Below are 23,141 nucleotides of genomic sequence, written 5' to 3' on the forward strand. Positions count from 1 at the left end.
GCCGCTCATGGATCTGAGCGCTCTGGGACTGCCTATGGAGCAGCTACGCGACGTGTGGCTGATCGCCTTCATGGTGTACCTGGGCTTGTGCCTGCTGGTGGATATCGCCTACCCGGTGCCCATCAAGAAGGAGAAGGCAGCCGAACTGTACCTTGAGGTGTCCGGCTCGCCCGTTGATGAGGCGCGCCGCGCCACCGCGGAACGCACCGCGATGGGTGCGCCGCTGAGCTCCTCCCGCAAGGGTAGCGCCACGAAGAAGGCGAAGAAGAAGCTGGATTCTATTGAGGGCGCCGGCGTGTTTAGCGGCTGGTTCCACGTGGTCATGTACCTGTGGGGCTGGATTGTGGCGGTCTCTATCTTCACCCTGTACTGGGATATCGTGTACGACGGTGTTGTACTACCGGCGCTGATTCTGCCGTTCCTCATGGTGTACCTGGGTGCGCGTATTGGCCGCCGTCAGTGGCGTGCAGTTCGCGGATACAGCAAGGACGACCGTGTGCTGGGCATGCCGCGCATCTACTCGGCGACGCTGGGTAAGCTGAGCGCACCGTTCCGTGTGCGCGGCACGGTGCCGGGTGTAGAGCCGATCCGTGACGACCGCACCGCCTACTGGATCCTCGGCGGTATTGCGTTCCTGCTCGCCTCGGTCTTCCTGGTTTCGTTGGCGGGCTGGAGCATTGACGAGGATTGGGAAGCGATCTATATCGGTCACGCATCCTGGTTCTTGCTGGCGGCGGGCGTTCTGCTGATTATCATATTGCTGATGCGTAGCCGCGATTACGTGCTGTACAACCCGGATTCGTTCCAGGCTGGGCGTCTGCTCCTTCCGGCGAAGTCCCGCCCCTACTCTGAGGTTCGCGCATTCCGTGTGTACCCGAAGAACCCGGACGCTATCAAGCTGAACCCGAAGGACGCGAGCCAGTGGACGCTGGAGATTCTGCTCCCCGGCGGCCGCAAGCACGACTATTCGCTGAATGAGCACCAGATTGATTGTTTGGTGGCGCAGATTGCGTTCAATATTGAGCAGGGACGCTGGGCGCAGCTGGATTCGCCGGCGGACCGTGAAATGTTGGCGAAGTACTTCGTGGACGGCCGCGTGATCTGCACGACCATGGGGTACAAGCCTGCCGGTAAGCATGCGGAGGAGGCGGCACGCCGCGCGTCCTTCCAGAAGGCGCAGTACAAGTAAACCTGTAGCCTACATACCGCGAGAAGCCACATGTGTTTCGAGAAGCCACGTTTTATGTTGCTTTTCGAAACACATGTGGCTTCTCAGCACCGTAGACACACCATCACCGATACCCGTAGAGAGGACAATTCATGGAGCTAAGCGCTTTTGGGATACCCCTAGAGCCGTTGCGCTACATATGGCTCATCGCCTTTATCGTTTACATAGGGTTATGCATAGTACCCGCTATCACTCACCCCGCAACAATCAGCACGGAAAAGGCGAAGGAGCTCTACATCGCCCGTTACGGCTCCCCCGTCAACAATGCAATGAGGTATGCCGAACGTCGTTCCCTGGAGGGTAACCCGCTACCAAAACATAAACTGCGCTCTAACCTCACCCGTGCCCGCAAAGAAATCGATAGCGTATACGGTATCTCCTCGATTGAGGCGTGGTTCCACGTGCTCATGTATGTGTGGGCATGCCTTGTCGCACGGTCCATCTTTCGTCTGTACACAGATATTGCCCATAATGGCATTCTGCTACCGGCTCTGTTGTTGCCGTTCTACATGGTGTTCGTGGGTGCACGTTCAGGTCGCCGCACTTGGCGTAAAGCCCGCAGCATCGATACGGATGACATGACAGCCGGGTTGCCTCAAATCTATAGCACAGCGTTGATGCGTCTCAACGTTTTTGCTGTGCCGAATGGGGCTCATCCTCAAGCTAAACCGGTTCGGGCAAAGAATGATTTCTACGTTGAAACCCACTTTGTGTTGGTTGTGGCTCTCATCGTCTTCTTCTATTCGCTTGTCGGTTGGACAGTTCTAGGTGTTCAGCCAATGCCCATTGGTGGAGCTTCCATAACGCTGGCAATTGTTACCACCGTAACTGCAGTAACTCGGTGGGTTTATATGAGGCGGTACCTGCTGTTCAACCCCGACTCGTTCTACGTCGGGCGGCTTTTCCTACCCGCGAAGAAGTACAGATACACCGATATTGAGGAGTTCTGCGTCTTCCCGAAGAACCCCGAACAGATCAAGCCGACCTTCTACGAGCCCTCGCAGTGGCAGATAGAAATCAAGGTGCCGTCCAGAATCCCGCCGAACCTTGCCAAGCGTATGCCGTGGCTGCGCAGGCACATTGTGGCGGTACACGATGAGCGGGTCGTCTGCCTGACCTCCCAGGTTGCGTTCTACCTGGAGCAGGAACGCTGGGCGGACCTGCGCTCCCCCGCCGACCGCGAAAAGCTCGCGGAATACTTCACCAACGGCAACGTTGTGTGTACCTCCCTCGGGTACAAGCCAGTCAGCGAAGAACAATCATAAACGGCGAGAAGCCACATGTGTTTCGAGAAGCCACATAAGACGTGGCTTTTCGAAACACATGTGGCTTCTCAGCGTCTAACAGGGAGGGGTTAGGCGTCCTGCTCGCGGAGCCAGCGTGCCGCCTCCGTACCGTAGTAGGTCAAGATGACATCCGCACCGGCACGATGAATCGAGCGCAGCGACTCCAGCGCCACAGCCTTACGGTCAATCCAGCCGTTCGCCGCAGCAGCCTCAATCATCGCGTACTCACCCGACACCTGATACGCCGCCACCGGCACCGGCGAAAACTCCGCCACCTCACGCACAATATCCAGGTAGCTACCGGCAGGCTTCACCATCACCATATCCGCGCCCTCCTCCAGGTCAGCACGCACCTCCAGCAGCGACTCGCGGCGGTTCGCCGGATCCTGCTGGTAGGTCTTACGGTCGCCCTTGAAGGTCGACTCTACCGCGTCACGGAACGGGCCGAAGAACGCAGAAGCGTACTTCGCCGAATACGCCAGAATCGACACATCCTCAAAGCCGGCCTCGTCCAGGGCAGCACGCATCGCCGCGATCTGGCCGTCCATCATGCCCGACGGGGACACCGTGTGCGCACCCGCGCGAGCCTGCGAAACCGCCATCTTGCAGTACAGCTCCACGGTCTGATCGTTATCCACTACGAGGGTGCCGTGACCGTTATCAACCAGCACGCCGCAGTGACCGTGGCTCGTGAACTCATCCAGGCAGGTATCAGCCATAACCACCAGGTCATCGCCGAACTCCTCACGGCACACCGCAATGGCACGGTTCAGAATGCCCTGCGGATCCCACGCAGTCGAGCCGACCTCGTCCTTATCCTCATCGCGGGGAATACCGAACAGGTCAATGCAGCGGATGCCCGCCTCGTACGCCTCACGCACGGCGGGGATGATGCTCTCCAGGGTGTGCTGGTACTGACCGGGCATCGAACGAATCGGCTGCGGCTCGTCGATGCCGTCGCGAACGAAGAACACCTGAATCAGCTGCGCGGGGCGCAGGGTGGTCTCAGCGACGAGGGAGCGCATGGCTGCGGTGGTGCGCAGGCGGCGCGGGCGGCGGGTGAGGTTCATGATCTCTCCTGAAAACTCGATAAAAATATGTGGTCTTAGTAGATGAGGGATGCGCCTACATGAGGGATACAGCGGCGCGCGCCAAATCCTGCGGTGACGGCGAATCGGCCTGCACGTAGCGCAGGTTCAGGGCGCGGCATGCGGAGGCGGTACTCGCCCCAATTGCCACCACCGGCGGCACAGATTCAGGCGATAGCGCGGGGGTGCCGTCGAGTAGGGCGTGCAGGCGGGAGGGGGCGGTCACCACCAGCACATCCAGCGCTGGGGTTTCCGGGGCGGGGGCATCTGCGGCATTCCCCTGTACGAGCGCGCGGGCGGCACTGAGGCTCAGCTCGCCGGGTGCTACCTGCTCGGCGGGCACCATGTCGTAGAGCACGCAGCGGTGGCTGTCCCAGCCCAGGTTTTTGAGGCCTTCGCGCAGGGTCGGTCGGGCGTTGGAGCCTTCCAGAACCAGCACGGCGGCGGGCTCGGTTGCAGGCTTTTCAAACTCCGCGAGCATACCGGCGGCGCTCTGCACCTGCGGCTGAAAATCCGTGTTCAGCCCCAGCTGGGTGTGCACGGCGCGGGCGGTTGCCGTACCCACGCAGGCGATGCGCACTCCCCCGCTCGCGCAGGCGGGTGCAAACTCCGCACCCCACAGCTCGGCGCAGGTGCGAACCGTGTTGGCGCTCGTGAAGCTCACCCACGCATAGTGACCGGAAGCGAGCGCCTCCAGCGCGGCGGCGTGGTCTGCGTCCGGCTTGACGGTGCGTGCCTGCTGTAGCGGGGCGAAGAGTACCCGGGGCTCCCCCAGGCGGTTCTGGGCACATTCCTCTGCGAGGGCGCGTGCGAAGGCGGCGCCCTGGGCGGCGGAGCGGGTCAGCAGAACCGTGCGCGGGGTATCAATTTCCGGTGACTCAGCTGGCGCGGACTCAGCGTGCGGACTAGCGGCAGACATGGCGCCTACTTCAGATCCAATCCGGCCAGGGCGGCGGCACCCATCTGCAGCAGGTCTTCTGCCACGCGCACGCCCAGGCGTTCGGCGCCGGGCACATCCAGTTCGGCGGTTGCCGAGGTGTGGCGCAGCATGTCGGTGCCGTCCGGGGACGCCACCACAACGTTAAGCACCAGGTCGCCTTCAACCACGTGCGCGTACGCGCCGATGGGTGCGGCGCATCCGGCTTCGAGGCGGCGCAGCAGGGCACGTTCGGCGCTGACGGCGAGGCGGGTTTCGTGGTGGTTTGCGGCGAGCAGGGCACGGCCGAGGGCACGCACCGGGCGCGCTACCTCGGGGTCGGCGAGCACGGCGGGGTCCGGGTTCTCGAATTCGCTTTCGCGCACTTCCAGGGCGAGCGCACCCTGGCCGGGGGCGGGCAGCATGCGGGTGGGGTCAAGGTACTCGGTGATGAGTTCTTCCTTGCCCAGGCGCTTGAGGCCGGAGACGGCGAGCACCACGGCGTCGCAGTCACCGCTGCGTTCGGTGCCTACGCCGTGGTCGGCGCGTTCGGAGGTTTCAGCGTTCTGGCGGAGTACGACCTGCTTACCGGCGTGCTTTTCAAGGCCCTTCACACGGCCGATGCGGGTGCCCACGTTACCGCGGATGTCAACGATTTCAAGGTCGGGACGTAGGGCGCGCAGCTGGGCGGCGCGGCGCGGCGAACCGGTGCCCACGCGGGCGCCCTCCGGCAGGGTGTCGACGGTCAGGCCGTCGCGTGCCACGAGGGCGTCGCGGGGGTCTTCACGCTTGAGGGTTGCGGCGACCACCAGGCCGGGGCAGGGCGCGGAGGGCAGGTCCTTGAGGGAGTGTACTGCCATGTCCACACGGTTTTCTTCGGAGGCGTTCTCACCGTCGAGCAGACGCTGGCGCAGTGCCGCAGCGAATACGCCGGTGCCGCCGAGAGTCGCCAGGGGGCCGGTGAGCACGTCGCCTTCAGTTTTGACGGTGCGCAGGGTGAAGTCCACAACCTCGGCATCTGCGGCGCCGTGGTGTGCCTGGTGTTCGGTGTAGAGGGAGGTGACGGTTTCAGCGGCAATACGGCTTTGGGTCAGGGCGAGAGCAGACCCGCGGGTGCCCAAGATGTACTCGTGATGGCTCATATCTCTCCTTTTCGGTGATGTGTGTGATAGCCCGTAGGCGTGTGCGTTTCCCCCAAAGGCTGTGTGTTTGCGACGCTGTGTGTTTGTCTAAATTCTGGGGGTAGCCTGTAGGCACGTGCGCTCCGACCCGCCCGCACGCCCCGGTCAGGGGGTGTTGGGGCGAGCCGGAGCTACAGGGGTGGTGTTAGTGGGAGCAGCATCCGCCGGAGCCGCATCCACCGGAGCGGCTGGCGGGTGCGTTCTCAGAAGCGCTGTCCTCAGCGCCGTCAGCACCGGCTGCGTATTCGGCGATGACCGGCTTCGGCGCGCCACGACCGGGCTTGCAGCAGCCGGGTTCGCACTCGTCGAACCAGCCGTACTGACCGCTCGCGCTCGGGGCGAGGACGCTCTCACGTTCGGGGCGCAGGTCGGCTGAAACGCTGTTCTCCACGCGCTCCTCAATGAGGCGGCGCAGCGACTCCACGTACGCCGGATGCGTGCCGGGGGTGGGGGTGCGCACGGCGACCACGCCCAGGCGTTCGCAGGTGTCCAGCGCCTCGGTGTCCAAATCCCACTTGACTTCCATGTGGTCGGAGACGAATCCGAGGGGCACCAGCACGACGCCTTCCACGGGGGCTTCGCCATCCTCCGCCGGGTTGGCGGGGGTGGGTAGCGCCTCCAGGGCGTCGTTGACGTCCGGTTCCAGCCACGGCATGGACGGCGGGCCGGAACGGGACTGATACACCAGCTCCCATTCGACGTTCTGCAGAAGCTGCGGGGCCTCATCGCGAACCAGCGAAAGCACGGCGCGGGCGACCTGCAGGTGCTTCTCCACGTAGGCGGAGCCGCCCTCGTAGTTCACGCCGCGCGGACCTGCCTCATTCGCCGCGGAGGTCGGCACCGAGTGGGTGCAGAACATGATGCGCAGGCGCGGGTTCAGCGAACCGCTATCGCGTGCGGCAAGCTGCTCACGCACCGTTGCCAGACCGTCCTTCAGCCCGTCAGCGAAAGCGCGGGAGAAGCCGGGCACGTCAAAGAACTGACGAATCTTACCCACGTGCACGCGACCTTCCAGGCCGAGCTGCTCAATCGCCATGCCGTAGTCCTCACGGTACTGGCGGCAGCTCGAGTAGCCGGGGTAGGCGCTGGTCGCCAGCACGAGCACATTACGGTGCCCGTTCTCGTAGGCTTCGGCGAGCACGTCCTTCACGTAGGGCTTCCAGTTGCGGTTCGCCCAGGTGATCGGGATGCGCGGGCCGCGCTCAGCGAGCGCCTGTTGCAGTGCGGCGAGCAGGGCACGGTTCTGCTCGTTAATCGGCGAGACGCCACCGTTGGCGCGGTAGTGGGTGGCGACCTCTTCGAGGCGCTCATCCGGAATACCGCGGCCGGCGGTCACGTTGCGCAGGAACGGGATGACGTCCTCCTGCCCCTCGGGGCCACCGAAGGAGGAGAGAATCACCAGGTCGTAGGGGCGTACCTCTTCGGCACGGTCACGGGTGATGCTGCGTTCGCTTCGGTAGTCACCGAGGGTCTGCTCGTTGAGCGCGGCGGGGCCGTTGGAGGCGGTGTTCGCCGGGTCGGTGCGGTTGGGTACCACGTCGTCCGGCAGGAGCGTGCCGTTGAGGGTTACGCCGTCATTCGGCTGATGGCTCACGCCAGAACCTCTGCTACTTCGTCTGCGCCGATGCGGCGGCCGGTGTAGAAGGGGGTTTCCTCGCGCACGTGCAGGCGGGCCTCGGTGTTGCGGAAGTGGCGCATCATGTCGACGAGGTCAACGAGTTCGGGTGCTTCGAGGGCGAGGACCCACTCGTAGTCGTTCATGCCGAATGCTGCGACGGTGTTTGCCAGAACCTGCGGGAAGTCGATTGCCTTCATGCCGTGGTTCTTGAGCATTTCTGCGCGGCGTTCGGGGTTCATGTAGTACCAGTCGTAGGAGCGTACGAAGGGGTAGACGCAGACCCATGCTTCGGGTGCCTTGCCGCGTGCGTAGGCGGGTGCGTGGTTGCGGGTGAACTCTGCTTCGCGGTGTACGCCCATGGTGGACCAGACGATGGTGGTGCCTGCGAAGAGTGCGGTGCGGCGGATCTTGCGGACTGCTGCCTGCAGCTTTTCGGGGGTTGCGCCGTGGGTCCAGATCATGACGTCTGCGTTGTCGCGCATTGCGGAGACGTCGTAGATGCCGCGCAGGGTCACGCCCTCTGCTGCGAGCTGTTCTACGACCTTCTCGAACTCGGCGCGTGCCTCGTCGGTGTTGGACTCTGCGGGGCGTGCGCCGGAGCGTGCGAACACAGTGTACAGGGCGTAGTGCAGGGTTTCGCCTTCTTCGCGACCGCGGCGGTTCTCGTCAGCTGCGGAGTGCTGGACTGCGTAGCCCTTGGGTGCGCCGCCGTAGCCGTGGCCTGCGTGGGTGTAGCCGCCCTGACCTGCGCCGTGTGCGCCGCCGTGGCCGTGTGCTGCGTGATCGTGAGACATTGTGTGTTCCTTTCTTCAGCGAGGGTTCGCTGTGCTGGAGGCGCGGCTTCCGTAGCTGCGCGTTTTCTCAATTTTTTGGTCTAGTTACTGGCTGAGCTTCTGCCGCCGCTGCGCCGTCTACTTGGCGGTTGCGGCCTTGGGTGCGGTGACGCCTTCCCAGTCCTGTGCCGCGTGGTAGATGAGGCGGTCGATCTGTTCGTAGGTGTCTTTGACGGTTAAGACCAGGCCGGAGCCTGCCGCCCAGGAGCCGACGGTGCTGAGGGTTCCGAGTTCGCTGGCGCGTTCGCGGAATTCCTTGACTCGGTCGCGGTGGCCGGGGGTGGAGGCGGGTAGTACACCGCGCCAGCGTACGACGTCCGCGTCAACGAGGTTGTTGTGGGTGAGGGCTACGTCCATCATGCGGCTTGCGTCGCGCAGGGCGAGGGTGATGAGCTGCTCGTCTGCGAGGGCGACTTCGGAGAAGCGGGAGTCTTCGCCGCCGCGGCCGTAGGAGAGGCGCACAACGTGGCGTCCGGGGCCTGCGGCCTCGGCGACCCACTGCCATTTGGCGGTGGCGTGGGTGAGTGCCTTGGCGCGTACGGCGGTGGCTTCTTCGGAGACGAGCAGGCCGGTACCGCGGGGGTGCTTGTCCAGGGCGGGGGCGTCGACGACGAGGGTGACGAGGGCGACTTCGGGGCCGGGTTCCATGGCGGGTAGGGCGGTGGAGACGTGCGGGCCGATGAGTCGTGCCACGGTCGGGCCGTCGGTGGCGAGCACCAGGTAGTCGGCGTAGAGGGGGGTGTTTTCGCCGTCGGTGGTGTGGCGCTGGATGATGAACCACTGGCCGGTGGATTCGTCGCGGTCAACGGCGATGACGTCGAATCCGGTGACGATGCGAACGCCAGCGGCGTACAGGTCTTCGACGAGACGTTCGGACAGCTGGTTCATGCCGCCCACGATACCGGCGACCTGTGACCCTGCGGGGGCTGCCGAGCGGAAAGCGTGCGCTGCGGCGGAGAGGGAGCGGTGCTTGCGGAAGGCTTCGCGCAGACCGGGGATGGTCGCATCGACGTCGAGCTTGTCGGGGTGGGTGGAGTACACGCCGGACACGACGGGTGCGACGAGGTTGTCGAGCACTTTCTGGCCCATGCGGATGCGCACGAGCTCACCGAGGGTCTTCGCGTTCTCGCCTGCGGAGACGGGCAGGAACTTGTCCACCTGGGCGCGGCGCAGACCGTTCTTACCGATGACGGGGATCAGCGATTTATCGTTCACATTGCCGGGGATGCCCATGATGCCGGTGCTGGGGGTGCGACGGGCGCCCTGCGGCAGGTACAGCCAGGAGCCGTAGGAGTTGGGGGTGACGATCTGGTCGCCCAGGCCGAGTTCCTTGACGAGGTCGCTGACAATGGGGCTGCGGGTTGCGAAGGATTCTGCGCCGGAGTCCAGCAGAAGGCCGCCAACTTCGTGGGCACCAACGGCACCGCCAAGGTGGTGACGCTGTTCGAGCAGGGTGACGCGCATACCGGCTGCGGCGAGGCGGCGTGCGGAGATCAGGCCGGAGGGGCCGCCGCCGATGACGATGGCGGTGGGTGCCTTCTCGTTGCGGGTGAAAGCTCGTGCGTTCTGGGGCGCGGCGGAGGAACTGACCTGTGCGGTGCGGTGCGGTGCCTGGTTGGTGTGGCCCATGGTGGTTCTCCTTCGGTCTGTCTGCGGTGGAGTTGCCCTTGGGGGGGGTAACGGGTGTGGTGGTTGGTTCGGGGTGCAGATGTTCGGTGCAGATGCCGGAGGGTGTCCGGCATCTGCGCCGTCTATTTATCGTTATTTATCCTATGCCTGCGCGGTGCGTTCGTGGATATATGCCACGAGGTCGGTGAGCACCTGCGGGTCGGTGGTCGGGGGTACGCCGTGGCCGAGGTTGACCACGTGCGAGGGGGCGGCGTTGCCTTCTGCGAGCACTTCGTCTACGTGTGCGTAGAGGTTTTCGTTGCCTGCGGCGAGCAGTGCCGGGTCGATGTTGCCCTGCAGGGGTACGGCGCCGTTGAGTAGGGTGTTCGCTGCGGACAGCGGCAGGCGGTAGTCCACGCCGATGACGTCTGCGCCGGCTTCGTGCATGGCGGGCAGCAGGGCGGCGGTGCCGGTGCCGAAGTGGATGCGCGGCACGCCGTATTCGCGCACCATATCGAGGGCGGTTGCGGAGTGTGCCTGCACGTAGCGGCGGTAGTCGCTTTCGCCGAGGGAGCCTGCCCAGGAGTCGAAGAGCTGCACGGCGGATGCGCCCGCCTCGATCTGTGCGCGCAGGAACTGGCCTGCGGTGCGGGCTGCCCAGGCGGCGAGTTCGTGCCAGGCGGCGGGGTCGGCGTGCATCATGGTGCGCGGGCGCAGGTGGTCGCGGGAGGGGCCGCCTTCGACCATGTAGGCGGCGACGGTGAAGGGGGCTCCGGCGAAGCCGATGAGCGGGGTGTCGCCGAGCATTTCTACGGCGGCGGCGACGGCTTCGCGGATGGGGTCGAGGTCGCTGTCTTTGAGTTCGGGCAGGGCGCGCACCTCGTCGAGGGTGCGTACGGGCTGGTCGAGTACGGGGCCCTTACCGGGCACGATGTCGACGTTGACGCCCGCGAGCTTCATGGGGATGACGATGTCGGAGAAGAAGATGCCGGCGTCGACCTTGTGGCGGCGGACGGGCTGCACGGTGATTTCTGCGGCGAGGTCGGGGGTGAGGCATGCGTCCAGCATGGGGATGCCTTCGCGTACCTGGCGGTATTCGGGCAGGGAGCGGCCTGCCTGGCGCATGAACCAGACGGGTCGGTGGCTGGAGGGGCGGCCGGTGAGGGCGCGGAGCATGGGCGAGTCGGCGGTGGTGCCTGCGCGCAGGGGGTGGTTGGCGGGTAGGTGTGCGAGCTGCTCGTCGGTGAGCAGGGGTCGCTGGGCGTCGGTGGGGTGTGCGGGCAGGGCGGGTGCCTGTGCGGTGCCCTGTGCCGACGCGGGGCCCTTTTCCGATGCGGGGGTGGTGTGCTGGTTTTCGCTCATAGTCTCTAGTGTGACAGGTTTATGTGGGCGTTTTTGCGACACTATGTCATGGTGACTCTTACCTAATGATGGCTTTCTTAGCAGTGAGGGACACCTTAGTTCGTGCCTACTCTTCGTGCCCGCATCCCCCACCGCGCAGATTTTCTTGCCCCCTACGATGATGGAACTTAGGTTCTATGAGCTTTACAGGGGCTTAGTCGGCGTGGTTATGATTAGTCTCTAGTGAGTACTTATGCATTTGTGGCATCGCACCACACCGTTGATTTGACCACCGTCGCTGCGTTGAGCGCCGGTGCCTCTGGCGTACCCGATGTTCTGGCGGCGGATATCGCACGTCAACTCGGTGTTAAGGGTGCAGTAGTTCTTGCCACCTGTAACCGTCTTGAAATGTATGTTCAGCTGCACGTCTCTGCGCATGTGCACATGGTTCGTGAGCTGATTGTTGATTCGATTGCGCAAACCTCCGGCCTGGACAAGGAACTGGTCAATACCAGTTTCGACGTGTACGCAGACGAGGAAGCGGCACGCCACCTGCTGACGGTCGCCTCCGGCCTGGAATCTGCCGTGGTCGGCGAGCGCGAAATCACCGGTCAGGTACGCCGCGCGCTGGCCGCCGCGCAGGCGAAGGCTCAGGAGGAGGGTGTGGCTCTTCCCGGTGAGCTGGTGCAGCTGTTTGAGCATGCGGCGCATACGGCTCGTCAGGTAGGTCAGCACACGGCGCTTGGCGCCCAGGGCCGCTCGATTGTGTCTGTTGCCCTGGATCTTGCGGATGAGGTTGCCGAGAAGGACTGGTCGACCCGACGCGCCCTAATTTTTGGTACGGGTGCTTATGCGGGTGCAACCATTGCGGCGTTGCGCGAGCGCGGTTGCACCGATATTTGGGTCAATTCCCGTTCTGGTCGCGCCGCCGAGTTCGCGGCAAAGCGCGAGGTTTCTGCGGTGCCGGTGGACGGCATGGAACAGGCGATGGCTTCTGCCGACGTCATTATTGGTTGCTCCGGCGGATCCGACCCGCTACTTCCCGAGCAGATTCCGGGCGGCCACCACACGATTCTCGACCTGGCGCTTTCGCGTGACTTTGATCCGTCGGTCGCTGACCTGCCGAATGTTGAGCTGATTACCCTCGAGTCGGTGCGCCTTGCCGCCCCCGAGGAGACCGAGGAATCCGTGGCGACGGCTACGCGCATTGTGGAGTCTGAGCTGGCGGCGTTTGTGTCTCGTCAGCGCTCCCGCACGATTGACTCCGCGATTGTTGCGCTGCGCTCGCACACTATGGATGTGCTGGATTCTGAGCTGGAGAAGGTACGTAACCAGTTTGGTTGCGGTGCGGCGACGGAGCAGTTTGAGCTGGCGATGCGCCGCATGGTGAAGTCCCTGCTGCACACCCCGACAGTGCGCGCCAAGAAGCTGGCGTCGGAGGGCCGCGCAGAGGATTACGTGCAGGCGCTGGAGACCCTCTACGGTATTCAGGTGGAGGAGTCTTAGGAGTCTCCCCTCCCCCGCTCTTCCCGGCATTTTTCGCGCGCATTTTCGCGCATCCGGCGGCGAGTATTTTATTAGCCTATTTTATTAGCCCCGGGCGAAGTATCGCCCGTTCACGGTGCCGATGGGCGTATTCACGCTAGAGTAGATGCTAGATAAGACAGTTCCCATACCCGGCGCACGTTTGGCTGTGCCGGACTATTCTGCGAGGAGACTCATGGAAATCAAGATTGGCATTCGCCACATTGCTCGTGAAATTATTGTTGAGACCAGTGAGGCTAAGGAAATCCTCATGGAGAAGGTCTCGAAGGCTATTGAGGATGGCTCGCTGCTGCAGATTATGGATGATAAGGGCAACACCACCCTGATTTCTGGCGCTCAGATTGGCTATGTCGAGCTGGGTTCCGACGCTAAGCGTCACGTTGGTTTCGGTATCGGCGCCTAATTAGTTCGGTAGCTGAACCCCCTTTAGCTTGAGCTTTCCCCCGCATCCGTCACGATGCGTAACCACGCTTTATGCGCTGTGCGTGCATCTTATGCACCGTATGGTTACGCCGTGCCGAATGCGGGGGTTTGCGTTTTAAACCACCCGCACAAAATCCTCGCAATACCCGGTTTTGGGGCGGTATATCGCCCATCACGGGCGCACACCACAACCGGTTGGGGGTGCACCGGAAGCAAATCCGGGTTAATATTGAGGGGTTAAGTGAATGACCGGTCGTACCCCTTTCAAGACCCCGAGGCTGCACCGCCTTCTCATCATGAATCAACCATGAGCACTAACCATGTGTATTGAGCATGTGTGCAGGCGGCGTCTCGGTAAGAATTTCCCGTGTAAGAATTTCCCGCGGCCGGCTTTCGACGCCCGCCCGTCACCGCCTCCACCATTGAGGCGCTGGCTGGTACACCCCGTTACGGGGAGAAACACACCCCGAGCAGGGGTAGAAAGATACGGTCCAGTGACTGAAACGAACACGCAGGAAACCACTCAGACTGCAAAGTCCTTCGCCGACTTCGGCGTTCGCCAGGATATTAGCGACGCCCTCGCGGCGGTTGGCATTACTTCCCCCTTCCCCATCCAGGAACTGACTCTTCCCGTGGCTCTGTCTGGCCAGGACATCATTGGTCAGGCGAAGACCGGTACCGGTAAGACCCTCGGCTTTGGTCTGCCCACCATTCAGCGTGTGGTCGGCCGCGACGATGAGGGCTGGGCTGATTTGGAGTACCCCGGCGCACCTCAGGCGCTGATTCTGGTTCCGACCCGTGAGCTTGCTATTCAGGTGGGTGAGGACCTGGCGATTGCTGCGAAGCTGCGCAACGCCCGCGTCGCCACCCTGTACGGCGGTGTGCCGATTGAGCCTCAGGCTGAGCTGCTGCGCCGCGGCCTGGAGGTTGCGGTGGGTACCCCCGGCCGCATTATCGACCTGTACCAGCAGGGCTTCCTGAACCTGAAGCAGGTCAAGATTGTGGTTCTCGATGAGGCTGACGAGATGCTGGATTTGGGTTTCCAGCCGTCGGTTGAGAAGATCCTCAGCTACCTGCCGGAGGACCGCCAGAGCATGCTGTTCTCCGCAACCATGCCCGGCCCGGTCATTGCGATGGCACGCCAGTACATGACCAAGCCCATGCGCATTAGCGCCGCTGACCCCGAGGACGCTTCGAAGACTAAGGCGTCGATCCGCCAGGTCGTCTACCGTGCGCACCACCTGGATAAGGACGAGATGATTGGCCGCATTCTGCGCGCTACCGGCCGCGGCCGTACCGTCATCTTCACCAAGACCAAGCGTGACGCTGCCCGCGTGGCGGAGGAGCTGGTGAACCGCGGCTTCGCTGCCGCTCCCCTGCACGGTGACCTGAACCAGGTTGCGCGTGAGCAGGCACTGAAGGCGTTCCGCACCGGCAAGGTCGACATTCTGGTTGCGACCGACGTGGCGGCTCGCGGTATTGACGTTGAAGACGTGACCCACGTGATTAACCACCGCGTGCCCGAGGATGAGAAGACTTACCTGCACCGTACCGGCCGTACCGGTCGTGCCGGCAATGAGGGTACCGCCATCACCCTGGTTGACTGGGATGATCTGCCGCGTTGGAAGGTCATTAACGATGCCCTGGAGCTGGGTGTTCCCGAGCCGGTTGAGACCTATTCTTCCTCTGAGCACCTGTTCCATGATCTGAACATTCCGGCTGGCACTAAGGGCCGTCTGCCGCGCGAGGAGCGTGTGGCTGAGGGCATGGGCGACGAGTTCTTTGAGAGCGCCCGCGACTCGCGTGATGGCCGTTCGGCTCGTTCTCGCGGTGGCCGCGATGGTGGCCGTTCTGGCGGTCGTGACGGTGAGAAGGGTTCGCGCCGTTCTCGCGGCGGTCGTGACGGTGGCCGCGAGGGTCGTTCTGGTGAGGGCCGCGGCGAGCGCCGTAGCCGTTCCGAGGGCCGCAAGCGCACTGAGCGTTCCGAGCGTTCTTCCGAGCGTTCTGAGCGTGCGCCTCGTCAGCGTCGCCGTACCCGCCGTGTTGAGGGTCAGCCCGTGGAGGGTGAGGGCCGCAGCCGCACCCGCCGCCGTTCTGAAGGCTCGCGTGCTGAGGGCTCTCGTTCTGAGGGTTCTCGCGGTAAGGGCCGTGGCGCTGACCGTGCTGGTTCTGAAGGCTAGGGCCGGGGTTGGGTATTTCAGCATCCCCGGCGCCCGCCGCGCCTTCCCCCGCTGCTGAGGCGAACCGCACGGATTCGACTGTTTTCGATCCGCAGGGCCCGTCGCTGCTGGTGCAGGCAGATAACCTGGAGTATCTGCGTGAGCTGCCCGATGGTGCATTCACGGTCATCTACATTGACCCGCCGTTCAATACGGGTAAGAAGCAGACGCGCCGCACGTTGAGCGCGGAGGCTTCTGAGAAGGGTGACCGCACCGGTTTTAAGGGCAAGAGCTATTCGAGCACCCTGCAGACTCTGGCGAGCTATAACGACTCGTTCGAAGATTATTGGGCGTTCCTAGCCCCGCGTATTGAGCAGGCGCATCGTCTGCTCGCGCAGGACGGCACCCTGTACCTGCACCTGGATTGGCGTGAGGTTCATTATGTGAAGATTATGTGCGACATGATTTTTGGTCGTGAGAACTTCATTAATGAGCTGATTTGGGCTTATGACTACGGTGCGAAGTCTACGCGCCGCTGGCCGACGAAGCACGACAATATTTTGGTGTACGCGAAGGATCACCGCAGCTATTACTTCAATACTGCGGAGGTTGATCGTGAACCATATATGGCTCCCGGTTTGGTGACTGAGGAGAAGGCTTCTCGCGGTAAGCTCCCTACGGATGTGTGGTGGCATACTATTGTGTCGCCTACGGGTAAGGAGAAGACGGGTTATCCCACGCAGAAGCCTACGGGTTTGTTGCGTCGCATGATTGCGGCGAGTTCCCGCCCGGGTGATTGGGTGTTGGATTTCTTCGCTGGTTCTGGTTCTACGGGTGCGGCGGCGGCTCAGCTGGGTCGTAAGTTCGTGTGTGTGGATCAGAATCCGCCGGCTATTGAGGTGATGGCTAAGCGCCTGGGCGTGGATCCGGTGTCGTTCGCTGAGTATCGTGGTGTTCCGCGTGGGGCGAGTGTGCTGTTCACGCCGAAGCGTACGGTGGGTGTTCGTGGCGGTACGAGTCGTGATGCGTTGACGGCGGCGAGCCGTCATGCGTTGAAGGCTGTGTTGGATACGCTCACGGAGACTACGCAGCCGGTTGAGGGTGCGTCGTGCCGGTTTGTGCGTCACCGGTCGATGGATGCGGTGGATAAGAAGATGCGTATTGATGGTCGTGATGAGTTGCGTCGTCAGCGTCAGCATCAGGCGCGGGCTAAGGCTCGTGCGGCGCGGGCTCAGCGGGATGCGGTTGCTGCGGGTGCGGTGTTGCAGCATCATGCCTCGCGTGAGAGCGTCTAGGCTGTCTTTTCTGGGCGTTCGTGAGAGCACGTGTTAAGAGTGTGGGGCGGGGTTCCCGATAAGGAACCCGCCCCACACTCTTTTGCGTTGCCCTAGTGTTCTGTTCTAAGGTGCCTTCTCTTTATAAATGTTTTTAGAATGCACCTCGAGTATCTGCCATGCGCAATACTTCAAAAGCCTGTTCATATGTTGCTTGGAAAGTCCATTGGCTCACTCGTCGACCTTCATAGTCCATGCTCGCTACGTCATGGTGTCTAATCGATTCGTGGAAGCCAGTGTACTTCTTATCAGAGCCGGCTCCAGTGTATTTCAACCAAACATAGGCCCGATGCAACTCTGAGCCGTAAGGAAGGTTGGGGTTCCGCTTGGTCCAGGGCTCTTCCTCATTCGGAGGATTCATATCGGGTAGCTTGACCGCCGGACTACCAGCTAGGCGGTATGCCATGATTACTGTCGTCGTTTCATTCGCGGGGGCATCGTAATGGAAATTCCCATCACTCCAACCCCAGGTAATGCCCCGCTGACGAGCCCACATCACCACAGGAAAACGCGGATCATCCGTCTTGATATCGCCATACGGAGACTGAGCCGGAAGATTCTTCACCTCAGGAGAACCCGACAGGCGATACAAATACTCCACAAACTGCCCACGGGAAATTACGGTGTTTTCTTCGATTAGCTGATACTTCTGGTATTCAGAAATTAGACCAACGCACTCAGCCCAGTCGTAGATAATCTTGCGACCGTAAGTCACATAAGCATTCGGAAGGTACTTATATTCGTAGATTGCGCGGTCGTTACAGGTCACCGCCGGTTCATTGGGCTGCACAATAGGGGTCACTTGGCGAGGTTTCAGAACACCAAGAGAATATGCCGGCACGCTACCGCACACCATGGCACCAGCCAACAGTACCGTGCCACCAGCCTGGATAACCCGCCTCGTAGGGCGAGCAAATAATTGTCGAAGCATCATAGCTCCTTCACGAACAGAGGGGAGGCACAATCTTTGTGCACCCCAATGAGTAGAACGTTCTCAGCGTATCAAAAATCCTAACCTTCAGGTAGAGATTTAGGGAACATGTAATGATACGAAAGTAAAAGAGTGTTATATAAATATGAGGGCTGTATCGGTGAATCCTCCAGCTGGCATGACGCAGTCTCAAAGCCAGCACATAACCACGAGGCAGCAAACTGGTATATCAGCTCATGGGCTAGCGACTGCACCTTTACAGGAGTACGCTCAGACAACCCCTACGGGCCAAGCAAAGAAGTACCCCTAGAAACAATCCTTGCTTCACTGTGGGGCTTCTATCTTGAAGGTAGTGTTAGGCGTTTGAATATTATTGGAGCAAACGCATACGACGAATGCCACATGGACTACGAAGACAATAACAAACCTAAACCCAAGGTTCTGAACGATAAATGGAAGTTTTCTATTAAAAATTCCCTGAACCCACCCTACAAGATTGAAATTAATCAGTATGTCTATAAATCTACTGAGACTCCAGTGGGAACTTCCAATAAAAAAGAATATATAGTTGTGGAATAAATTCATAAACATATCCCCGCTTATGTATTGATACATAAGCGGGGATACGTTTCTTATTTAAATTTGAAAGATTTATCTGCCAGACGAATCACTTCAAAGGCCTGCTCATACGTAGCGTAAGTCAACCACTCAAATTCATCATTAGGTGATACGATACCATGCTGTCGATACGATACGTTCTCGACAGAATCTTTATTATTTGGATTCTGAAGACCATAGTATAACCAGGTGTATGCCTTATGAAGCTCCGAATTATAGGGCATATTCGGCCATTTTTCCTTCCAAGGAGTATATAGGAAATAGGCATTAGGATCGTCTACTTCTACCGTTACGTTTGGACTACCCGCCAATCGATACACCATCAAGGCAGTAGCAGCCTCACTAGCAGGGGTATCGTAATGGAAATTCCCATCACTCCAACCCCAGGTAATGCCCCGCTGACGAGCCCACATCACCACGGGAAAACGCGGATCATCAGTCTTAATATCACCATACGGAGACTGAGCCGGAAGATTCTTCACTTCGGGAGAACCTGACAGACGGTATAGATACTCCACAAACTGGCCGCGAGAAATAACACTATCTTTCTTGACCATTTTGTACTTCTGACGCTCAGAAATCAGACCAACACACTGTGCCCAACTAAAGATAACGCGACGCCCCAACTCGCCATCTTGCCGATAATACTCATATTCTGCGCGGTCGTTACAGGTCACTGCCGGTTCGTCCGGTTGCACAATAGGGGTCACCTCGTGAGGCTTCAAATGCCCGGTGGCATACGCCGGAACACTGCCGCACACCATGGCGCCAGCCAGCAGTACCGTGCCGCCAGCCTGGATAGCCCGCTTCGTAGGACGGGCGAATAATTGTCGAAGCATCATAGCTCCTTCAAAATAAGAGGGGAGGCACAATCTTTGTGCACCCTCATGAGTAGAACGTTCTCAGCGTATCAAAAATCCTAACCTTCAGGTAGAGATTTAGAGAATATGCAATGAGGTGAAAACAAAAGAGTGTGGGGCGGGTTCCTTTACCGGGAACCCGCCCCACACTCTTTCGTCTTACTACTGGGCCGCCAGCTGCTCGCGGATACGCGCCACCGTCACCGCATCCGTCGTATTCTCACCCAGCAGGTTCGGCTTACCCGCACCGTGATAATCACTCGAACCCGTCACCAGCACCTCACGGCCCGCCGCACGCTGACGCTCAATGAACTCCAGCAGACGCGCCCGGTCCTCCGGGGAGTTCTCACGGTGATACACCTCCACGCCCGCCAGGCCAGCATCCACCATCAAACCCAGGTACTCCAGGCTCAACGCGGGTCCACGCATCGTACTCATCGGATGCGCAATCACCGGCACGCCCCCAGCCTCACGCACCAGACGCACCGCCTCCAACGGGTCCAGCGCATCCTGCGGCACATAGTAGGGGCTGCCCGTGTACAGCAGCTTCGCGAAAGCCTCAGAACGGTCAGTAACCACACCGGCAGCAACCAGCGCATCAGCAATATGGGGGCGGCCCACCGCCGTGTTCCCCTCCCCCACCTGCGCCAACACGTCATCCCAGGTCAGCGGGTAGTCAGCGGCAAGACGGCCCACAATAGCCTGCGCACGGCCCTCACGGCTGGCACGAATCGCCTCCACACGGCACGCCAACTCCGAACCCACCGAATCAAAACCATAAGCGAGCAGATGAATAGTCTTCGTGCGTGCGCGGCCCTCACCGTCGGTGTACCGGTAACGGCAAGAGAACTCTGCACCCGGCAGAAAATCCAGACCGTGCTCATCCGCCAGCTGAGCCGCCTGCGCCCAACCAGCCGTCGTATCGTGATCAGTCAGCGCAAACCCAGCCAACCCGGCGCGAGCAATCAGCGGCACCAGCTCGGTCAGACTCTGCGTGCCGTCAGAAATAGCGGAGTGAATATGCAAATCGTAACGCCCGGCACGGTTCAGATTTTCAGGCGCACCCGATTCAGCGGGCTGCAGTGCCTGCTGCGCATTAGGTGCACTATTTCGGTGTTCTGTCTGCGTCATATTCTCTCCTTCCCCGCCCCTGCTAGTTCGTCGCCACCTCAGCGGGGTTTTAAGGTATGTCATCTACTCTTCTGATTCAACCCTACCAATATCGGCGGCGCAATATCAGGCACCCGGTCGCAAGTCAAAGATATATTCTGCCCCACCGCGCCCCTCTTATGGTCAAAAGCGCTAAAACACCTGCCCACCTGTGGTGAAGGAGATATGATTAACCCATGACTGAGAACAACGAGAAGAGCACCGAAGCTCAGAAGAACGACCACCGCAGCACCCCTAAGGCGTCTGCGTTCACCGAATTCATTGCTAAGGACTGGGCCAAGGCCGAAGATGACGGCTACACCCGCGAGCCCGTAGCAGACTACGCAGCTGAGCGCCGCGCCAAGATCTCCAAGGCATTCCCCGGCGAGCGCCTCGTCCTGCCTGCAGGCCCGCTGAAGGTCCGCTCCAACGACTGCGACTACCGCTTCCGCCCCCACTCGGCGTTTGCGCACCAGACCGGCCTGGGCATCGACCACGAGCCTGACGCCGTGCTGATCTTCGAGCCCGTCGAAGAGGGTACCGGCGACAACGGCTCCAACCACGAGGTCACCCTGTACTTCCGCCCGCTGGCTGGCCGCGACACCACCGAGTTCTACGCGGATGCACGCTACGGCGAGTTCTGGGTTGGTCCCCGCCCCACCCTGAAGGAATTCTCCGAGCGCTTCGGTCTGCGTACCCGCGACCTGTCCGAGCTTGAGGTTGCTATCACCAAGAACGCCGGTAACCAGGGCCTGGGCGGCGTGAACATCCGCCTGGTCCGCAACGTTGACCCGGCTGTTGACGCGCTGGTTGACACCTCCCGCTACAACACCGGCGTGGAGCTGGAGCAGGCTGACAAGCTGGACTCCGAGCTGGCTGTGGCTCTCTCCGAGGCTCGCCTGATTAAGGACGCTATCGAGGTTGAGAACCTGCAGCGTTCCGTTGACATGACCGTCAAGGGCTTCGAAGAGGTCATTCGTGCACTGCCGAAGGCTAAGGAGCACCACCGCGGTGAGCGCGTCGTTGAGACTGCGTTCTTCTCCGTGGCACGTACCGACGGTAACGACCTGGGCTACGACACCATCGCAGCGTGCGGTAACAACGCAACCATCCTGCACTGGATCCGTAACAACGGCACCGTCGATGACGGCAAGCTGCTGCTGCTGGACGCAGGCGTTGAGGACGACACCCTGTACACCGCAGACGTGACCCGCACCTTCCCCGTGAACGGTAAGTTCACCGAGGTTCAGGCGAAGGTCTACAACGCTGTGCTGGATGCCGCTGACGCCGCATTCGCTGTGGCTAAGCCGGGTACCAAGTTCTACGAGATTCACGAAGCTGCCATGAACGTTCTGGCGCACCGTCTGGAAGAGTGGGGCCTGCTGCCGGTTTCCGCTGATGTTTCGCTCACCGTTGAGGGCGGTCAGCACCGCCGCTGGATGCCGCACGGCACCAGCCACCACCTGGGTCTGGACGTGCACGACTGCGCGCAGGCAAAGGCTGAGCTGTACATGTGGGCTGAGCTGGAGCCGGGCATGGTCTTCACCATTGAGCCGGCCCTGTACTTCAAGGACGAGGACCTGTCGGTTCCCGAGGAGTACCGCGGTATCGGTATCCGCCTGGAGGACGACGTGCTCTGCACCGAGGACGGCAACGTGAACCTCTCCGCTGCACTGCCCCGCACCGTTGAGGGCATTGAGGAGTGGATGGCGAAGCTGGCGAAGTAACGTCTAGCTCCCAGTTACGTTAGTAACGTTTTATAGGGAAAGCCCCTCACCGATTCGTTCGGTGAGGGGCTTTCGCGTGTCTTCTAAGTGCTGTCTTCTATGCCGGTTTCCCGCCGTTGTGGGTGGCTACCGCCATTGCAGGTTCGGTTATTCGGAGTCCTGCGAGGAGTTATCGTGCGAGGACTTATCGTGCAGGCCCTGCGGGCGCGGGGTCGGACGCTGCGGCTTGGGCTGAATCAGCTTCGCGTATTCTTCCGGGTCGTCCACGCGCAGACCGTACCGCTGTGCCGGGCGCTTCTGCGGCTCCGACTTCTGTGCATCCGACTTCAGGGCGGTCGCCGGTTCAGTGGTTGCCGGCTCCTGGATAGCAGGCTGAGAAGGCTGAGCGGGCTGAACGGTCTGCGTAGGCTGGGTGGGCGCGGGCATGTTCTGCGCCGCGCTCTGAGCCACCGCGTTCTGCGCGGTCGCATCACGCTCGGGCAGGTTCTGGTTCGGCGCCGGCTGGCTACCCGCCTGCGCACGGTACGAAGGAGCCTTCGGCGCACCGGTCGGAACCGGTGCACCATTCATCGAGACGGTGCTCTGAGCCGCACGAGCCTGCGAAGCCTCCGGGGCAGCCGCCGCACGAGCAGCCGCAACCGCCGCCGAAAAGCGAGGATGCGCACCCAGCACGCGGCGCGCATCCTGAGCGTACTCCGGCAGAGCGTACATCACGGTACGCGAGGGAATTGATTCGGCACGCATCGGATGGCGGCTCCCATGAGAGCGACGCAAAACGAACATCTGCCAGAGCACAAACATAGCCATCGACAGCAGCACATACTTTATTACCTCAAACGCAGAGGAGTCATTAGTCGAGGCTATAACCAGCAGTGCAAAAAACGCACCGAATCCTGCCCCTCGAAGCGCTGCAAAAGTCAAGATACGGCCATACGGCAACGGTACCGGGTACTCCACCTGGCGGATACCGTCATTGACCAGGTACAGCGCCGTGACCGGGTAATCCTGCTCGCTGAGCACGTCAAAGGCGGCGAGCGCATCATCGTGACGCACGAAGGAGGCGATCGCCTCACCGGCGGGCAGGGGCTTGCCTTGAGCCTGCGCCAGGCGCGAGGCAACGAAAGAAGAAGTCGGGGTCGAGGGAATATTCGGCAGGTTAGAAGTCATGGCTTCTATTCTACCGCCCGCCCCAACCCTGGACCCGGTGGGCAGTTAGCTCCTCTATAGGCGTAGCGAACACCCGTTCAATTTCGGCTTCTCAAAGTGCGAATCCCCGCGGCGGAGCGTACCCTAGAG

Annotated in this window: 19 protein-coding genes; 8 read left to right on the plus strand and 11 right to left on the minus strand. The window is 61.3% G+C overall.

Going from position 1 to position 23,141, the window contains the following annotated elements:
* Positions 1 to 7: 7 nt before the first annotated feature.
* A complete protein-coding gene (locus tag HMPREF2527_RS07975; protein ID WP_049349425.1) occupies positions 8 to 1,189 on the plus strand; it encodes a hypothetical protein in 1,182 nt (393 codons plus the stop codon).
* Positions 1,190 to 1,320: 131 nt separating this feature from the next.
* A complete protein-coding gene (locus tag HMPREF2527_RS07980) occupies positions 1,321 to 2,493 on the plus strand; it encodes a hypothetical protein (protein WP_049349423.1) in 1,173 nt (390 codons plus the stop codon).
* A gap of 89 nt (positions 2,494 to 2,582) precedes the next feature.
* On the opposite strand, the gene hemB is transcribed toward HMPREF2527_RS07980, so the two are convergent.
* The 7 genes from hemB to hemE all read right to left on the minus strand — a co-directional run bounded on the left by hemB (position 2,583) and on the right by hemE (position 11,120).
* Complete coding sequence (gene hemB / locus HMPREF2527_RS07985; RefSeq protein WP_049358985.1) at positions 2,583 to 3,584, minus strand: porphobilinogen synthase; 1,002 nt, start codon at positions 3,582 to 3,584, stop codon at positions 2,583 to 2,585.
* 55 nt (positions 3,585 to 3,639) lie between these two features.
* Positions 3,640 to 4,521 (minus strand): uroporphyrinogen-III synthase, encoded by an 882-nt coding sequence (locus HMPREF2527_RS07990; RefSeq protein ID WP_083294479.1) that lies wholly within the window; start codon positions 4,519 to 4,521, stop codon positions 3,640 to 3,642.
* Between the two features lie 5 nt (positions 4,522 to 4,526).
* A complete protein-coding gene (locus HMPREF2527_RS07995; protein ID WP_070507608.1) occupies positions 4,527 to 5,660 on the minus strand; it encodes a hydroxymethylbilane synthase in 1,134 nt (377 codons plus the stop codon).
* 184 nt (positions 5,661 to 5,844) lie between these two features.
* Entirely contained in the window at positions 5,845 to 7,293 is a 1,449-nt protein-coding gene (locus tag HMPREF2527_RS08000) for a ferrochelatase (RefSeq protein ID WP_070507610.1), read from the minus strand.
* Complete coding sequence (gene hemQ / locus HMPREF2527_RS08005) at positions 7,290 to 8,111, minus strand: hydrogen peroxide-dependent heme synthase (RefSeq protein ID WP_070507612.1); 822 nt, start codon at positions 8,109 to 8,111, stop codon at positions 7,290 to 7,292. The genes HMPREF2527_RS08000 and hemQ overlap by 4 nt, the downstream gene beginning before the upstream one ends.
* A 117-nt stretch (positions 8,112 to 8,228) precedes the next feature.
* Complete coding sequence (hemG, locus tag HMPREF2527_RS08010) at positions 8,229 to 9,779, minus strand: protoporphyrinogen oxidase (RefSeq protein WP_049341863.1); 1,551 nt, start codon at positions 9,777 to 9,779, stop codon at positions 8,229 to 8,231.
* 141 nt (positions 9,780 to 9,920) lie between these two features.
* Positions 9,921 to 11,120: a uroporphyrinogen decarboxylase gene (gene hemE / locus HMPREF2527_RS08015; RefSeq protein WP_070507614.1), complete on the minus strand. Its 1,200-nt coding sequence runs from the start codon at positions 11,118 to 11,120 to the stop codon at positions 9,921 to 9,923.
* Positions 11,121 to 11,342: 222 nt separating this feature from the next.
* On the opposite strand from hemE, the gene HMPREF2527_RS08020 reads away from it, so the two are divergent.
* The 4 genes from HMPREF2527_RS08020 (at position 11,343) to HMPREF2527_RS08035 (ending at position 16,521) form a co-directional block, all read left to right on the plus strand.
* Entirely contained in the window at positions 11,343 to 12,605 is a 1,263-nt protein-coding gene (locus tag HMPREF2527_RS08020; protein ID WP_070507616.1) for a glutamyl-tRNA reductase, read from the plus strand.
* A gap of 214 nt (positions 12,606 to 12,819) precedes the next feature.
* Entirely contained in the window at positions 12,820 to 13,047 is a 228-nt protein-coding gene (locus HMPREF2527_RS08025; RefSeq protein WP_070507618.1) for a DUF3107 domain-containing protein, read from the plus strand.
* Between the two features lie 514 nt (positions 13,048 to 13,561).
* On the plus strand, positions 13,562 to 15,247 hold the full coding sequence (locus HMPREF2527_RS08030; RefSeq protein ID WP_070507620.1) for a DEAD/DEAH box helicase: 1,686 nt from the start codon (positions 13,562 to 13,564) through the stop codon (positions 15,245 to 15,247).
* 8 nt (positions 15,248 to 15,255) lie between these two features.
* Positions 15,256 to 16,521 carry a DNA-methyltransferase gene (locus HMPREF2527_RS08035; RefSeq protein WP_070507622.1) on the plus strand — a complete coding sequence of 422 codons (1,266 nt, stop codon included), beginning with the start codon at positions 15,256 to 15,258 and terminating at the stop codon, positions 16,519 to 16,521.
* 133 nt (positions 16,522 to 16,654) lie between these two features.
* Here the strand turns inward: HMPREF2527_RS08035 and HMPREF2527_RS08040 are convergent, their stop codons facing one another.
* Positions 16,655 to 17,494 (minus strand): S-layer homology domain-containing protein, encoded by an 840-nt coding sequence (locus HMPREF2527_RS08040; RefSeq protein ID WP_246824794.1) that lies wholly within the window; start codon positions 17,492 to 17,494, stop codon positions 16,655 to 16,657.
* A 129-nt stretch (positions 17,495 to 17,623) separates the two neighbouring features.
* Between HMPREF2527_RS08040 and HMPREF2527_RS09915 the strand changes: the two genes are divergently transcribed.
* On the plus strand, positions 17,624 to 18,070 hold the full coding sequence (locus HMPREF2527_RS09915; protein ID WP_246824795.1) for a hypothetical protein: 447 nt from the start codon (positions 17,624 to 17,626) through the stop codon (positions 18,068 to 18,070).
* Between the two features lie 53 nt (positions 18,071 to 18,123).
* Here HMPREF2527_RS09915 and HMPREF2527_RS08050 read toward each other — a convergent pair whose 3' ends face one another.
* Together HMPREF2527_RS08050 and HMPREF2527_RS08055 are read right to left on the minus strand one after the other, a co-directional pair.
* Entirely contained in the window at positions 18,124 to 18,951 is an 828-nt protein-coding gene (locus HMPREF2527_RS08050) for an S-layer homology domain-containing protein (protein WP_246823834.1), read from the minus strand.
* A gap of 180 nt (positions 18,952 to 19,131) precedes the next feature.
* Entirely contained in the window at positions 19,132 to 20,100 is a 969-nt protein-coding gene (locus HMPREF2527_RS08055) for a PHP domain-containing protein (protein ID WP_083294481.1), read from the minus strand.
* Between the two features lie 215 nt (positions 20,101 to 20,315).
* Here HMPREF2527_RS08055 and HMPREF2527_RS08060 point away from each other — a divergent pair, with 215 nt between their 5' ends.
* Positions 20,316 to 21,845: an aminopeptidase P family protein gene (locus HMPREF2527_RS08060; protein WP_005508501.1), complete on the plus strand. Its 1,530-nt coding sequence runs from the start codon at positions 20,316 to 20,318 to the stop codon at positions 21,843 to 21,845.
* Positions 21,846 to 21,992: 147 nt separating this feature from the next.
* Here the strand turns inward: HMPREF2527_RS08060 and HMPREF2527_RS08065 are convergent, their stop codons facing one another.
* Positions 21,993 to 23,012 carry a hypothetical protein gene (locus tag HMPREF2527_RS08065; protein WP_070507631.1) on the minus strand — a complete coding sequence of 340 codons (1,020 nt, stop codon included), beginning with the start codon at positions 23,010 to 23,012 and terminating at the stop codon, positions 21,993 to 21,995.
* Between the last annotated feature and the right edge of the window lie 129 nt (positions 23,013 to 23,141).

The organism is Rothia sp. HMSC071B01 (assembly GCF_001808945.1).
Classification (GTDB): domain Bacteria; phylum Actinomycetota; class Actinomycetes; order Actinomycetales; family Micrococcaceae; genus Rothia.